15 protein-coding genes and 1 pseudogene are annotated in these 15,891 nt (G+C 34.8%); 9 read left to right on the plus strand and 7 right to left on the minus strand.

Annotated elements, in window-relative coordinates:
• Window positions 1–55: 55 nt before the first annotated feature.
• Window positions 56–517 carry a GNAT family N-acetyltransferase gene (locus tag MKY81_RS01955; RefSeq protein ID WP_108070952.1) on the minus strand — a complete coding sequence of 154 codons (462 nt, stop codon included), beginning with the start codon at window positions 515–517 and terminating at the stop codon, window positions 56–58.
• A gap of 88 nt (window positions 518–605) precedes the next feature.
• Window positions 606–839 (minus strand): hypothetical protein, encoded by a 234-nt coding sequence (locus MKY81_RS01960; RefSeq protein ID WP_341116466.1) that lies wholly within the window; start codon window positions 837–839, stop codon window positions 606–608.
• 308 nt (window positions 840–1,147) lie between these two features.
• Here MKY81_RS01960 and MKY81_RS01965 point away from each other — a divergent pair, with 308 nt between their 5' ends.
• Window positions 1,148–2,317 (plus strand): IS256 family transposase, encoded by a 1,170-nt coding sequence (locus MKY81_RS01965; protein ID WP_341116467.1) that lies wholly within the window; start codon window positions 1,148–1,150, stop codon window positions 2,315–2,317.
• Window positions 2,318–2,991: 674 nt separating this feature from the next.
• Here MKY81_RS01965 and MKY81_RS01970 read toward each other — a convergent pair.
• The 5 genes from MKY81_RS01970 to MKY81_RS01990 all read right to left on the minus strand — a co-directional run bounded on the left by MKY81_RS01970 (window position 2,992) and on the right by MKY81_RS01990 (window position 8,500).
• Window positions 2,992–3,327, minus strand: coding sequence for a hypothetical protein (locus tag MKY81_RS01970; RefSeq protein ID WP_341116469.1), 336 nt, complete (start codon window positions 3,325–3,327; stop codon window positions 2,992–2,994).
• Between the two features lie 405 nt (window positions 3,328–3,732).
• Window positions 3,733–4,206 carry a YjdJ family protein gene (locus tag MKY81_RS01975; protein ID WP_108073439.1) on the minus strand — a complete coding sequence of 158 codons (474 nt, stop codon included), beginning with the start codon at window positions 4,204–4,206 and terminating at the stop codon, window positions 3,733–3,735.
• A gap of 1,597 nt (window positions 4,207–5,803) precedes the next feature.
• Entirely contained in the window at window positions 5,804–7,513 is a 1,710-nt protein-coding gene (locus tag MKY81_RS01980; RefSeq protein ID WP_108073445.1) for an Ig-like domain-containing protein, read from the minus strand.
• A 45-nt stretch (window positions 7,514–7,558) separates the two neighbouring features.
• Window positions 7,559–7,882: a hypothetical protein gene (locus MKY81_RS01985; RefSeq protein ID WP_108073447.1), complete on the minus strand. Its 324-nt coding sequence runs from the start codon at window positions 7,880–7,882 to the stop codon at window positions 7,559–7,561.
• Between the two features lie 111 nt (window positions 7,883–7,993).
• Window positions 7,994–8,500, minus strand: coding sequence for a DUF1648 domain-containing protein (locus MKY81_RS01990; protein ID WP_108073449.1), 507 nt, complete (start codon window positions 8,498–8,500; stop codon window positions 7,994–7,996).
• A gap of 255 nt (window positions 8,501–8,755) precedes the next feature.
• Between MKY81_RS01990 and MKY81_RS01995 the strand changes: the two genes are divergently transcribed.
• The 8 genes and pseudogenes from MKY81_RS01995 to MKY81_RS02025 all read left to right on the plus strand — a co-directional run bounded on the left by MKY81_RS01995 (window position 8,756) and on the right by MKY81_RS02025 (window position 15,820).
• Complete coding sequence (locus MKY81_RS01995; RefSeq protein ID WP_108073451.1) at window positions 8,756–9,574, plus strand: alpha/beta fold hydrolase; 819 nt, start codon at window positions 8,756–8,758, stop codon at window positions 9,572–9,574.
• 37 nt (window positions 9,575–9,611) lie between these two features.
• The gene (locus MKY81_RS02000; protein ID WP_108073453.1) at window positions 9,612–10,004 is read left to right on the plus strand and encodes an MmcQ/YjbR family DNA-binding protein; all 393 of its coding nucleotides are present in this window, start codon (window positions 9,612–9,614) and stop codon (window positions 10,002–10,004) included.
• Between the two features lie 59 nt (window positions 10,005–10,063).
• Window positions 10,064–10,375, plus strand: a complete 312-nt coding sequence (locus tag MKY81_RS21030) for a transposase (RefSeq protein WP_063440906.1) — start codon at window positions 10,064–10,066, stop codon at window positions 10,373–10,375.
• A 38-nt stretch (window positions 10,376–10,413) separates the two neighbouring features.
• Window positions 10,414–11,292 carry an IS3 family transposase gene (locus MKY81_RS02005; protein WP_382920601.1) on the plus strand — a complete coding sequence of 293 codons (879 nt, stop codon included), beginning with the start codon at window positions 10,414–10,416 and terminating at the stop codon, window positions 11,290–11,292.
• A gap of 361 nt (window positions 11,293–11,653) precedes the next feature.
• The gene (locus tag MKY81_RS02010) at window positions 11,654–11,833 is read left to right on the plus strand and encodes a hypothetical protein (RefSeq protein WP_108072859.1); all 180 of its coding nucleotides are present in this window, start codon (window positions 11,654–11,656) and stop codon (window positions 11,831–11,833) included.
• Window positions 11,833–12,531 (plus strand): annotated as a pseudogene (locus tag MKY81_RS02015) (Gfo/Idh/MocA family protein); the annotation flags it as partial. The gene MKY81_RS02010 and the pseudogene MKY81_RS02015, both read left to right, overlap by 1 nt.
• A 216-nt stretch (window positions 12,532–12,747) precedes the next feature.
• Window positions 12,748–14,328, plus strand: a complete 1,581-nt coding sequence (locus MKY81_RS02020) for an alpha-glucoside-specific PTS transporter subunit IIBC (RefSeq protein ID WP_061810983.1) — start codon at window positions 12,748–12,750, stop codon at window positions 14,326–14,328.
• Between the two features lie 157 nt (window positions 14,329–14,485).
• Complete coding sequence (locus MKY81_RS02025; RefSeq protein ID WP_061810984.1) at window positions 14,486–15,820, plus strand: 6-phospho-alpha-glucosidase; 1,335 nt, start codon at window positions 14,486–14,488, stop codon at window positions 15,818–15,820.
• Window positions 15,821–15,891 lie beyond the last annotated feature (71 nt).

Here is a 15,891-nt window from a genome sequence, read left to right on the forward strand (position 1 = left end):
AAGGTATAGTACAATTGCACCTCTTGTATTTTTTACTCAGAGTACAGTATCAAGTTTAAATGTCCTTATAAACAAATTCACGGTATTTTACAAATCCGTTTTTCTTATAAAAGCTTTTTGCTATCTCGTTATCGCACCAATAGTCTAATTCAATTTTATTTATCCCATTTGCACGTGCAATATTACAGATTTCGTCCATCAATCTTGAACCGTAACCTTTTTTGCCTTGATTTTCTGAAATACTAATTTGATGCACATATACAGATTTATACGCTTTTTTAAAAGGGTTATCCGGATACTCTCTTAATTCTATCCACGCATAACCTAAAGGCTGCTCATTTTGTTCCAAAATAAGAAACACGAATTCCTCTATATCAATAATACTTGCAAAGAAAGCCTTCACCTCTTCAAAGTTATATTCTTTAAAGTGCTTGGGATATAACTTTATGTGCAAATCGTGTACATGCTTATTCAACTTAGCAATTAGTTCGAAATCATTAGTTCGGTTTATTTTCATATTAGGTCTCCCATCTCAAAAAAGGTTAATATTTCAACTTAGTAATCCAACCTCGGACTAGATTACAAACTTAAACAATTTCTCAATTTTATACAGATCTATTTTTTCTCACCAAATAAGCAAAGATAAAAGAAAGAAAAGGAAGCAATATTGCAAGTCTTAACCAATTTTCCGCACCGAAAAAGTAAAGCGACGGCAATATCACCGCAATTCCACTAACAACCAATGCCCTCCACGATCTTGCCAGTAGTCCACCTAGAAATAGAAATAAGTAAGCTCCCGATAATACCCAAAACAAGACCACAGCCCAATGTAAGTCCATCCACAACCCTCTCTCCTCGTTCGCTTATTATTGTATGTATATTCCTTTTTGATGGGGAAATTTCCTTCTGATTGTATATTTCGGATTCGGGCATTTGGTGCTGGCGTTATGGAATTTATTGCCACATCGATCGGATTCATGCACGTGGAGATTGATTTTCGCGCTTCGTCTTCCCTCATCTTGTGGATTCGTGCACATAGGGATTGATTTTCGATTAAGTCCATATAATTGTGTAAAAAGAAAGGTCATCATCATGATCCGTGTTACAATGTTTTCGACCAAGAAAACCATAAACGGAGGACATGATGATGACCCAAATCAATATTACTATAAACTTAGAAGATCTCAAAGACAAAGTAGAAAAAAGTTCGCTTGAATCACCTGTGAAGGCTTCATTAGCTCTTATTTTGAATTCCTTAATGGAAAAGGAAAGAGATGAATACATCAATGCTCTTTCCCACGAAAGGACTGATGAACGTAAAGGTTATCGTAACGGTTATTATGAGCGTGAATTGATCACTGGAGTTGGTTCACTTAAGTTAAAAGTTCCTCGTTCTAGAGACAGCGAATTTTCTACAACGATTTTCGAAAAATACAAACGCTGCGATCAAGCTATAATTCTTTCTATGGTTGAAATGGTTGTGAATGGTGTTTCAACGCGAAAAGTTACTAAAATTGTAGAGGAATTATGTGGCACGAGTGTTTCAAAATCGCTTGTTTCCAATCTAATCAAATCCTTAGATCCTATTATTAATGATTGGAAAAACCGCCCTCTTAACACATATTATTATCCATACATTTATGTAGATGCCATGTATATTAAAGTTCGTGAGAACAGAAAAGTGGTTTCTAAAAGCGTTCATATTGCTGTTGGTGTGAACGAAACTGGACATAGAGAAATTATTGGCTTAAAAATTAATCACACTGAGTCTACTGAAAGCTGGACTTCATTTTTTGACTATTTAAAGTCTAGAGGTCTTCAATCACCTAAAATGGTTATTTCTGATGCCCACGGTGGCTTGGTTGCTTCCATAAAAGAATCCTTTTTAGGAACTTCGTGGCAAAGATGTTGTGTCCATTTTTTAAAAAACATCATGGATACTTTACCTAAAAAGGGAACATCTGAAGCTCGTCAAGAACTAAAGGATCTATTTCGAAATTCAGATTTAGAAGTCGTGAGAGAATTAAAAACCCGGTTTACAAATAAATACGAGGGCACGAAAGGTTTTTCCAAAGCCATTGAAATTTTAGACGATGGATTTGAAGATGCTATACAATTTCTTTCTCACCCTGTTGGGTATCATAAACATTTACGTACCACAAACATGCTGGAGCGTGTAAACCAGGAAGTTCGTAGAAGGGAAAAAGTCATTCGAATTTTTACGAACGAACAATCAGCTATTAGGATTATTGGTTCGGTATTGATGGATATTGAAGAAGACTGGGATAAAAATAAAGCCCCTTACCTTAAAAATTAAATAGAAAACCAACTCAACTCAGAAAGTGGTACGGCCTAATTTCGAATTGACATTGAGCCTCCGACGGGCATGATCTAAAGCCAGGAAGCCAGCAGTTTAACAACTCCTGGCTTGCCCTCCAGGCTATCACGCCCGCCCCTCAATGTAAATTCGAAATATTTGTAGCTTTTTATACGAAAATAGTTTTATATCATGAAAACATTGTTAACACTTTTACACAATAATATGGACTTGACTCATTTTGCGCTGCTCTCCTTCCCGAATACGGCTTTTTCGTGCACTTGAGGGGCGTTTTGCGCTGCTCTCCTTCTCGAATAAGCCCTTTCCGTGCATATGGCGTGTGATTTTGACTTATTTCCTTCTCGAATGAGTCCCATGTACTTAACTTTTCATCTTGATAATTTCACTGTAGTAAAGTGCAATTTTACAAGCAAAAAAACGATGCTATCATACTAACGGGTTCCGTTTTGGAAGAGATAATTGCTAATAACAATATAAATTATATGCTTATTAGCATAGAGTTTAACGAGAAATTAACCACATAAATAGCAAACAAAAACGCTCAGAATTTACTCTGAGCGTTTTTGGATGTAGAATTAACTATCTTCATTCAAATAAAGCCCCTAATTGTCAAAGAGGGCTTGTTACTTCTATCTACTTTACTTTGATAATGTCTAACCATTTGGTAGAAGAAAGCAAATCAATTGTGTGATTTCCTTTTGTGTATAAAACGGAAGTCCCTTCTCTTTCACCTTTTTTCCAACCATTTGCTTTAAGAGCAATTTTGTAATAAATGGTATTCCATTTTCTTCAGAAGCCCTTGACCAATCATAACTTTTTGATTTGTTACTTTCTTGAACTAATTCAGCTTTTTTAGGAATTGGGAAACCGTATAAATCTTCTGACGGCTCATAAAGTGACAATGCAGTGAAATAGTATCCAATGCCAACTCCTATTAAAAGTACCATTATTGCAATTGTCCATCCAACTTTTTTCTTTATTACATTCACTCCCTTTAATTTTTTTGTAACAATTTCTTAGTAAATTTAAAAAAGCAATTTTTCATAATTATATAATAATTTTAACGTAAATTTTCCATTTGAATTTAAATAAAATTAGTTCGCCAATATCCAGCGAACTATCTTAGGTAAGAATATCTTTTAAAGTAAATTGTTTTTCTACTACCATTTAACATATTCTTTAGCACCAATTTTAGCACACGAATTTCACACTGGACAACAGCCATTGTCTAAGCAAAAATACAGGTGTTAATATCATAGTTATCTCATTGTTAATTCACTTTAAACATTGATATAACAATACAAATGCAGACCAAATCGCTATGCGAATTAGTCTGCTAATTGATATTCTAATTTAACTGTTTCTCTCCCTTATCGGAACCCGTTACTATCATACTAACATCGTTTTCCAACCAACCAATTATTAAAATAAAGTACGATTGATATTCCCATATAAAGAATACCAATTGCTAATAAAACAGCAAACATCGTCTGTCCGCCAACAGTTGATGGATAATTCGTAACCGCACAACCAACTAACAAAAGCACACCTAGTATACCAATAAAATAAGAAAATTCTTTTCTGCTATTGCCAATCCATCGATATACAATAAGAGTTATTAAATACAATACACTTATTGCCATAAGAAGTGGATAGGTTGGTCGATACTTCGCTGCGTACACAAAGTAATCCAATGTGGATATGTCCGTCGGTTCAATTATTTCTCCATGGAACAAGTGGGTAAACGGTGTGGAATAATCCCACTCAAATACATCATCGACAATTCCACTTCCTTCATAAAAAGCTATTCCCGCTGAAAATAAAAATACAACAAGGGCCAAACCAAACTGCAGGACTATTTTGTTCAATTTATTTCCACCTCATTTTATGGAGACTGATTTTATAAATTGAAAGTTTCAGTCACTTAAGATAAATTGAAAATTCACGACTCCCAGCATACAGCTCTCCATTCTTAATTTTGTCCTCTACGTCGTGCAACGTATTCTTTTGCCAATCTTCTAAATGATTCCTGTCCCGCTTCTACATAAAAGGAAAATAGGAATTTGTTTTACGGTATCTCTATGTAGTATATTTTCTGTTTGATATCCTGAAAAAAAATGACTCATAAATTCCTGACAAAAAGAATCAGTTATCCCATTAAACGAGCTATGTTGCCAATATCCATGGTAGAATTCGACCGTAATATCTTATAAAAACCTGTTAAATACACATTCATCAAAGTTTAACGATTTATGGTAAAAGTCCAGTATGATATTAACCATTTCAGGACTCATCTGAATTACACCTTAGAGCTAAATTTTTTCCCGATTGCCTGTGTTATACCCCAAAATAGAAAGCGGTATACAAGTACAATAAGAAATAACAAATAAACAAATTCAAAAGGAGATAGAGGTTCATAATCTATTAAAATTGAATTAATAAAAATTAACATTAAAGACAATAGCTCCATTAAGGAGGCTTTAAATCCGTTTTTTTCGTACAAATATTTAGTCCTTTTAAAGTTAAAGACATCTTTTAATTCTCCACTAAAAATTCCCTTGATAAAGATTAAACCTATTAAATAAACTCCCATAGCAGGTATATAGCCTATATTCAAAACCTGTGTTACTACACAATAAATTATGGTGAATAAAAGTAGATACAATTTTTTGAGCATTCCCCTTTTTAGTAAATTCTACGCCTTTACTCGACCAGCCTCGATTTCTAGTTCCATATCCGACTTCTGTACAATAGTTAATAAATATCCGATGGGATAACTTAATATTCGAAAAATCAATTTCCACTAATGAAACTGATAGAAAATATTGTTATATAACCTAATTAGGTGATCGACTTTCCTTTATTGTCTTTTTTTCAAATAATCCTGTAAATAGGGCATACACAAAAGCAAAAATCAAAGCTCGTAAAGTGTTATCAGCCAAATTAAACACATTATTTTCCACATAACTCCATATAACAAAAACAATAAATATCAATATACCAAATAGTAAACTTTTACGAAGCAAGTTCATATAAAATTACACTCCCTACCAGATACATATAACCTGCTAATAAATTCCTGTTTTTATTTTACCATAATTAAAATAATTATGATTATTTTTACAAGGGGCAACCTTTCCTTACGAAAGAGCCCCTTATGCATCTGTCAAAGGTATCGTGACATAGACTGAGTTGGCGTATTTTCGCTTTAAATGTGTTCTAAAATACGATGGCGGTAGACATTGCTTAAACACACTTTGCATTAATGGTAAATGAGAATTTTTTTGTTGTAATTGTCATTCTTTTTCCCCCTTTTCACCAAATTTAAAAAAGCTAATTAAAGATTTAAATAATTAACAATAAAATAGATAGTTTTATTTAAGAAGCTGAATTCAATACGTTATAACGTTTAAGATAAAAAAAGGATGATCCTTCTCTTACATGAGAAACATCACCCTTTAATACCTACCTTTTCTTAAAGATCACCTTATTTAAATTTGAAATATTAATACGGTCTCCTGATTTAAGTGTTGTCGTTACACTTGTAACTGTATAGTCATCATGTGTACTAGAAAGAATTTCATTTACAAGTAAATTGTTTCCTCTGTTTATTATTAAGTTTCCTATCCCACTTGATGTTGTTATTTTATATTTCCCTGCATTTATATCTTTTCCAACGGTCCAGTATCCAGCATGCAGTGTATTTGATTTCACATGTGAAACACGAGTAAATTGAACGCTATTTAATCCCGAAATTTCAATTTGATCTCCTGATTTTATATCTGTTGTAACAACAGTTACACCAAAATCATCATCATCATTCGTTAGAACCTCATTTACAAAACGTTCAGTACCCATTCCAATTACTAAATTGCCAGTACCAGATTTCGTCGTAATTTTATAACGGCCTGCTGGTAGATCCTTTCCTGCTTTCCATTTACCCGCACTCAAACTCTTAACATAAGGAACATGAATCGTTGTGCTATAAGTTTTACCATTTGTTGTTGTAGCAGTAATCTTAGCCGTCCCAGCACCTACAGCGGTTACTTTTCCTTTTTTATCAACTTTTGCGACTTTTGTATTGGAAGATTTCCATTTCACTGTTTTATTCGTTGTGTTACTTGGGCTTACCGTTGCAGATAAGGTTAGTGTTTTGCCTTTACTTAACGTGACTGATTTCTTGTTAATCTTCACCGATTTTGCCATAATCGGAGGCGTAACTGTCACTTTAACTTTTACCGTTTTAGCACCTTTAACTGTTGCCGTAATCGTCGTCTTTCCCTTTGCTTTGCCCGTTACTTTTCCTTTACTATCCACTGTTGCAATTTTTGTATTAGTAGATTTCCACTTTACTGTCTTATCTGTACTATCGGATGGTGATACCGTTGCTGTCAATTTCCCTGTCTTTCCCGCTGTTATAGACAAACTTGTTTTATTTACTTTTACTGTTTTCGTAGTAACTTTTACAGCCACAGTTTTAAAAACCTTAGGATTTTCTTTGGCCGTTGCTGTAATGGTAGCGGATCCGTTTGCCAATCCTTTAATCTTCCCTGTCGAATCTACCGTTGCTACTTTCGTATTTGAGCTTTTCCATAAAACTGTTTTATTTACTGCATTCGTTGGCGCGACTGTTGCAATAACTTTAATAGATTGGTTGTTTGTAATATTTAGTATCGATTTACTTAACTTTAAACTAGTCGGGACAATATTCGTTACAGTAACTTTTATGCTTTTTGTTATAGAGGAATCCCCATTTGCCGTGGCTGTAATTGTTGTGCTTCCAGCTTTAAGTGCTTTTACATTACCTTTTGCATCTACTGTAGCAATTTCCGGATTACTGCTCGTCCAGCTAACATTTTTATTAATTGCAGTAGATGGTTTTACAATAGCTGTCAACCGTGCCGTTTGGTTTACCTTTAGGGATAAACTTGATTTACTTAACGTGATACTTTGCGGAACAAGAATTTTCTCTTTAAAGCTCATCGTCCCCATTAACGATGATATATAGATTTTCTCTCCTGCAGAAGCTGTATATTCAATGGGATCATCGTCGTTATATAAACTAAAGGAATCTTTTTCGTTATCTTGATTATCATAAATAGTGATATACGCATAGTCATCCTCTGGGCGATCAATTTGTAACGTGTACGTTCCCGCCGGAATATCGTTACCCACCTCATAATAACCCGCTGATAAGTTTTCCAAATCTAATTTTGAGAGTTACTGCACCATTAAATTGGTAGCTTCATCAAGGGTGACCTCTATCTTATCCCCGTCTTTCAAGCTAGCTGTAAATTGATTAGAATTGAATAACTGATCACTAAGAGTCTCATAAACTAGATCTAACGTACCCCTGCTAATATGGATTGTTGCTGTACCTTTCTGAATACTAAATTTAGCTAATCCTGCAGAAATGTCCTCTCCTACTGTATAGGTACCATCACTTAATGAAGTATTACTTTCTGCATTTACCGTATTGCTTGAAGCAAACGAAAGTAATAGCATCATCATGACGATCACTTTTATTAGTACATTCCTTTTCATTGATTATCCTTCTTTCACTTTTAGTTTTATCTATTGCTATTAAGTATATCGGATATAATATAGAAAATTTCCATCAACAAAATATTCCATGTAATAAACTTCCCAACCTCCCTATCCAATCTTCCTTTGCTTTATAATCCCTACTACAATCGGAATCCCCGTTCCCACAATTGTTATCGGCAGAAACCATATCCCAAAACCGCTTGCCCAATCATTTGCTACGAAAATGGACTCAACAAGGATCAAAGAAAAGAGAATCAAACAAATATTTTTGATTTGATTTAAGAGCTTCCGGCTATGCAAATAAAATTGCTCTGCGTTCGACTCATTCATCCTGCTTGGATAATTATGGACCTCTGGAAATTTTTCAAGTACTTGCATAAAAATTAAAATGAAAGCTCCAACAAACGGCAATATGAGAAGTTCCATTTTGGACCCCCACCGATCAACCTCACCTACCGCATTATAATGCGCTGGAACTTCTGACGGAAGCTTATTCCAAACAACGATTAAAAAGACAATCGAGCCGAAGTAAAATAAATAACCAATAATATCCCAGACCCATTCCCCTTTTGTCTTTGCAATCGTTAACTTTGGCCGTTTCCATGAGTTTGTCATTTTTGTCTTCCTCCCTATCTCACTGTTATACTACGGTAGTTAGTTATCTATATTTATATGAAGTTCGTTTTTTTGGAATCTTAATTATGAAAAAAAATAATTAGATAAAAGTTCAATCAGAATATTACTTCTACACATGTTGAAGTACTCCTTCTAAAGATACATGAGTATTTATCATAATTTTCAATGGATATTATTTTGAAAATTTGTTATATTTAATACGAACGTACATTCTAGTTAGAGGTGATATGTAAAATGCCGTATTTACAAACGGATACAGCTACTTTTTACTATGAGGAAATCGGAAAAGGAATACCAATTATCATGATTCATGGATTTACTCCTGACCACAGACTAATGAGTGGTTGTATGGAACCTATTTTTAAAAAGAGAGATGGATATAGACGAATATACATAGACCTTCCAGGAATGGGTCAAACTGAGGATTATGGACATATTCATAGCTCTAATGACATATTGGATGCAGTAATCAATTTTATTGAAACGTTAATTCCAAACCAAGCTTTCATGATTGCTGGCGAATCCTATGGCGGCTATTTAACGCGAGGAATCATTAAAAGAAAAAAAGAACAGGTTTTAGGAACTGCATTTATTTGCCCTGTAATTATTCCTAAGACAGAAAATCGAACACTTCCAAAACAAACGATTGTTTATTCGGATCATGAATTTTTATCTACACTGACCAACGAAGAGGTAGATATTTTCAAAGCAAATCAAGTAATCCTAGATGAATACAATTGGAAAAGATACAGAGATGAAGTATTATCCGGTTGTAAAATTGCTGATGTAGCTTTTTTAGAAAAAATCCAAAGGAATTACGGTTTTTCTTATAGTGTGGATGATGTCGTATTTCATAAACCAAGTGTGTTCCTGCTAGGAAAACAGGATTCTGTGGTTGGATATAAAGACGCATTTGAACTTTTAGACAACTATCCAAGAGCAACATTTGCTGTTTTGGATCGAGCTGGCCACAACTTGCAAATTGAGCAATCACATTTATTTTATACGCTTATTAATGAATGGCTGGATCGGATTGAAGAATTTATTCAATGAAATAGTTCTGATTAAGGGAGACGAGGTGAATGAGAATATGGAAACACAAAAGGAAATGATCCTTGAACATGTGCGGGATATTTGTCTTGCACTTCCTGAAGCCTTGGAGCATATCGATGGATTTGGACACACTACCTTTCAAGTCCATGGCAAATCCTTTGTTAGATTAAGTGAAAGAACTGGACTATCATTCAAGTCGAATCCGGAAACACAAGAATGGTTGCTGCAGAAAGAACAGTTTTTCAAAACCCCTTATATTGGTCGACACGGATGGGTATCTATTCTAAACCCACGTGATGAAGACTGGGGTGAACTGACAGCACTTATTCAAGAAGCTTATCTGCGCGTTGCACCAAAGCGTTTGGTAAAGGAATGGATTACGCGCATAAGGTTAATTAAAAAAAATGGATTCTCTATAGCCCCTAAATGAACTTGGACAGTAAGAGTAATAAATATTATACTACTTAATGTACCAAGGAGGCTGACATAATGAAACGAACAAAACACTCAAAAGATTTTAAATTACAAGTCGTAAAAGAAGCCACTGAGACAGACAATAATTCGTTAGTAGCACGTCGATACGAACTGAATCCGAACATGGTAAGTCGTTGGATTCGTGAATATAAAGATGGCAAATACGGTGAAGTAGATGTTACTGTGCTGCCAGATATTGATTCTAAAGAGTTATCCGAGGAAAATGAAAAGCTAAAAATAATATTAGGTGAAAAAGACCTTGAAATCGCCATTCTACGAGATCTTATAAAAAAGAAAAACCCTCACTTGCTGAAAAACTTGAAGTAGCCGATAGTTGGATTCAAAAAGGCTACCCGATCAAAAAAGTGCTGAAAATCATTGGTATTTCTCGATCCACATACTATTATCAAAAGAACTATCGTGTGGAAGAGAAGAAAGTAAGTGAGGGACGGCCAGCACCCGGTTATTCCATCAAAGAGGACGGCCAAAAGGTATCTGACGAACAAATCAAAGAATACCTACTTGAAGAAATTGCAGGCGATGGCTTCAACTATGGCTATCGTAAATTAACAAAATTACTTCGTCGAAAATACCATCTTATCATTAACAAGAAAAAAGTTTACCGGTTGTGCAAAGAACTTGATATTTTACGCCCGCAACGGCAAAAGAAAGTCTCATACCCTAGAAAACTAGCACGAAATCGGACGATTAAAAGTTCGAACAAATTATGGGAAATTGACATTAAATATGGCTACATCGAAGGTGAAGACCGATTCTTCTTTGTATTGTCCATCATCGATGTTTATGATCGTAGTATTGTCGAATACTATATGGGATTAAGCTGCACAGCAAAAGACCTAAAACAAACTCTTTTGCGGGCATTATTCAAGCGCCAGCAGATAAATGAAAGGGAAAAACCTGTGATTCGCACAGACAATGGGCCACAGTTTATCTCCCATACCTTTGAAGAATTTTGTAAAAAATATACACTAGAACATGAAAGAATTCCACCAAAAACGCCAAATATGAATGCTCACATTGAGTCTTTTCATAGAATTTTTGAAGATGATTGTTTATCAAGATGGCAATTTGAAACGTATGCACAAGCCTATGAATCAGTCGCAGAGTTTATGGTGTTTTATAACGAAAGACGCATGCATTCTAGTATTTTAGACTTATCGCCAAATGAGTTTTATGAAAAGCAACAATGTGAAAACGTGAAAATCAAAGAGGTACGGGTTTAATCGCCCCTTCCATTTTTTTCTTCCTTTTGTCCCAAAAATTATTTCAGCCATTTCTGGAATGGAATCAAGGGCGACGATAGTCGGGCGTAGCCTTTACCCTTGAAGGAATGGAAGCAATGGCTATGATCTCAAAAGGACAAAAGGAAACGAAAAAGAATGTAGTTTTAAGATAAAGTGAGATTAAGAGAAATACTGTCCAAAATTCGGGGGTTAATCCGAGTCTAAACAAGATGATTCTGAACCTAATAAGCAAGGAAAAGAACGTTATGGTGTTGTTATAAACTATGGCGGTAAATATGCTACTACTGTACCTATTCTGCCAATAAGTTCACATAATGGTAAAACGGAAAGAGAAGGCTATGTGTTACGTGATGATGAAGTTCGAGTTCCAAGAGGTATTAATTATAAGAAAAGGAATGGTGTTAAAGAATTAATTGGAGTCATTAAAACAGAAAGAATTGAACACTTTGAGCAAGATGAAATATCTGCCCCATTGACTAAAATTCCTTTAAGAACAAAGCTAGATATTATTTCACAATAAATACAACAGAATTACAAACGATGATTCAAGTTGCTCAAAGTAATAAAGTTGTTTTAATGGAAGCATTAAAATCAACATTACTTCCTAATTTTCAAAGTGTTTACAGTAATTTACATAAAATAGGAAAAATACGTCGATATTTTGCAAGTTATTGTCAATACTCCTCTCGTTATGATGCTTATAAGCAAGGAACTATATTAAATGCATTCAATCCTTTATTTTCAAATGGTTCTATAATGGATATTGGTATTTATTGTATTTATCCAATGGTTGTATTATTTGGCGTACCATCTAGTGTCCAAGCCAATGCGTTGATGCTTGACTCGGGAATAGACGGAGAAGGAAGTCTATTGCTGAAGTATAAAGATATGGATGCAGTAATTATGTATTCAAAAATAACAGATTCGAATATTCCTTCTGAAATTCAAGGCGAAAATGGAAACATTATTATAGATAATATCAATCAACCACAAAAAGTAGAAATTCGTTATCGAGATGGACGAGTAGAAGATATTTCCTACCCACAATCTAACAACACAATGTATTATGAAACCAAAGAATTTATTAATTTAATTAAGGCTGGTCAGTTAGAATCAAGTATCAATTCGCACAATCATTCAATGATAACTATGAGAATTATAGAAGAAGCGCGGAAACAGATGGGTCTTGAATTTCCGGCGGATAGGATAAATAAATAGTACGAGTAATCCCTTCAGTTTAAACTAAAGGGATTTTTTTATTAATAATCAAGGTCTACTCCTAAAAGTTATTTTCAATTTTCTGAGTCTCATTTGTTTCATTATCTGGTACTTTTCCCAAGTTATTGATAAGTGATTGTTAGAATAATCATGCAGCTCTATAATTGCTCTAGAGATAGCGCTTTCTTATAAAAACTAAAAAGGAGTTGATTCATTATGATGCAGAAATTGCAGCGATTTGGTGGAGCCATGTTTATTCCAGTAATGATTATGCCGGCTATGGGATTGTTACTAGGTCTCAGTAACACTTTATTAAATGAGCAAATGGTCGGAAGTATTGCTGCTAAAGGTACCATTTGGTATGCATTTTGGAAATTAATTTTTGATGGGAGTTACGTTGTATTTCAAAATATTCCCCTTTTATTTGTTATCGGTTTACCTATTGGTTTAGCAAAGAAATCAAAGAGCAGGGCTGCATTGGAAGCTTTCGTTATTTATATGTTTTTTAATGTATTTATCAACTCATTACTATCTACATCTGGTTCAACTTTTGGGGTGGATTTCTCTAAGGATGTAGGCGGATATAGCGGATTAGCAAGTATAGCAGGTATTAAAACGCTTGATACGAGTATGGTTGGTGCATTAATTATTGCAGGAATTACTATCTGGCTTCATGAACGCTTTTATGATAAAAAATTGCCAGACCTTTTAGCAATTTTCCAAGGAAGTGCCTTGGTCACGATAGTAGGATTCTTAGTTATGATACCAGTAGCACTTTTAACTTGTCTTGTCTGGCCACATATTCAAGAATGGATTTTTTCACTTCAAGGGCTATTAAAAACATCTGGAGCTATAGGTGTAGGGCTTTACAGTTTTCTAGAAAGAATTCTGATTCCAACTGGTTTACACCATTTTATCTGGCAGCCCTTTGCTTATGGACCAGCTGCAGTAAATGGGGGACTTCTAGCTTATTGGTTTTCTCATGTAGCAGAGTTTGCAAATTCGACTAAATCAATGACAGAGTTGTTTCCTCAGGGTGGTTTTACCTTGTTTGGGAATTCCAAAGTATTTGGATGCTTGGGCATAGCAATTGCACTTATCATTACAAGTAGACCAGAGAAAAGAAAACAAACAATTGGATTAATTTTACCTGTTGCATTTACTGCAGTAATTACAGGGATAACAGAACCAATAGAGTTTACATTCTTGTTTATTGCTCCTTATTTATTTTTAATTCATGCTATTTTGGCTGGTTTAATGACTGCAATTATGTATGCCTTTGGTGTTTCAGGTAACTTTATATACGGCTTACTTGATTTCTCAATCACTTGGGCAAGTACATGGCAAAATCACTGGGCAACTTGGCTGCTTCAAATAGGTATTGGTTTAGGATTTACCGTTATCTATGTTGTTTTATTTAGATATCTAATTATTAAGTTTAATATTTTGACGCCAGGCAGGGAGTCTGATGATGTAGAAAGCAAGTTATTTACGAAAGCAGATTACAAAGAGAAGAAATTAGGAAATACAGGTGGAAGCAGTTCTTTTGAACAATTAGCTGAATACTTTTTAGCAGATTTAGGTGGCGCTGCAAATATTCAAGATATTACAAACTGTGCAACGAGATTACGTGTTACAGTAAAAGATCCTGAAAAACTAGAAAGTGAACAAGTTTTTAGAAAACATGGAGCACATGGCTTAGTTCGAAATAAACAAGCGATCCAAGTAATAGTTGGACTATCAGTTGGTCAAGTTCGAGATAAAATGGAAGAAAAGATTAAAAGTGTTCGAAAGTAAAATAGGATGTAAGAAGGTTAAAGAAATCTCCCAATGAGTGAAACCTTTCCCATCATCTTTCCAAACTATTACGATGAAGGAAAAATCGCAGTATACTAACCTTAAAGAAATATTTATACACTAAGACATAACAACAATAAGGAAAGAGGGACTAAAAATGAAAAAAAATTCTGTAGTAATTGCTGGTGGGGGAAGTACTTATACAGCTGGAATTGTAATGATGTTAATTGAAAATCAAGATAAATTTCCATTACGGAAATTAAAATTTTACGATAATAATAAAGAACGTCAAGATATCGTTGCGAAAGCATGTGAAATTATCATTAAGGAACGTGCTCCTAAAATTGAATTCATAGCAACAACAGATCCCGAGGAAGCTTTTACAGATGTTGATTTCGTAATGGCACATATTCGTGTCGGTGGTCTAAAAATGCGTGAACTAGATGAAAAAATTCCATTAAAATATGGGGCCGTTGGTCAAGAAACATGTGGACCTGGCGGCATGGCCTATGGTATGCGTTCAATTCCAGGAGTAATTGAATTAATTGATTATATGGAAAAGTATTCACCGAATGCTTGGATGTTAAACTACTCTAACCCAGCTTCGATTGTTGCAGAGGCAACACGTATCTTACGTCCTAACTCGAAAATCATTAATATTTGTGATATGCCAGTTGCCATTAAAAAATCAATGGCTGACATTTTAGGGTTGGAATCTGAGAATGATATTATTGAACGGTATTATGGACTAAACCATTTTGGTTGGTGGACTGAGCTTTATGATAAAGAAGGCAATGACTTAATGCCAAGATTGAAAGAACATGTAAAACAATGGGGTTATGGGGCTAAAAATGATGGGATTAATAATCCACTGCTAGCGGAATCCAGCTGGATGGATACATTTACTAAAGCTAAGGACGTATACGCTGTTGACCCGGATACACTACCAAATACGTATTTAAAATATTATTTATTCCCTGACTATGTAGTACAACATTCAAACCCAGAACATACACGGGCAAACGAAGTGATGGATCATCGTGAAAAGAATGTTTTTGCCGAATGTATACGAATTGCCGAAGCTGGCACCGCTGAAGGAACAAGTATTGAAGCCGGGGAACACGCGGAATTCATCGTTCGATTGGCAGGAGCGCTTGCATACAACACATATGAAAGAATGCTATTAATTGTTCCTAATAATGGGGCGATTGCAAACGTTGAACCAACTGCAATGGTTGAGATTCCATGTTTAGTAAGTAAAGCAGGTGTGGAACCACTATCTATTGGGACGATTCCTCAATTCCAAAAGGGATTGATTGAACAACAAGTATCAGTAGAAAAGTTAGTCGTTCAAGCTTATTTAGAAAAATCATATCAAAAACTTTGGCAGGCGCTAACATTGTCAAAGACAGTACCAAGTGCGAGTGTTGCAAAAGCAATTTTAGATGACCTTATCGAGGCAAACAAGGATTTTTGGCCGGAACTTTCTTAAGGAAAAAGGGTTTGCTAAACTAGTAGCGGGTATGAGGTGTTTTCATACCCTGTTGCCTGGTAATTAAGTTA

The organism is Heyndrickxia sp. FSL W8-0423 (assembly GCF_038009395.1).
In the GTDB taxonomy this organism is placed as follows: Bacteria; Bacillota; Bacilli; order Bacillales; family Bacillaceae_C; genus Heyndrickxia; species Heyndrickxia sporothermodurans.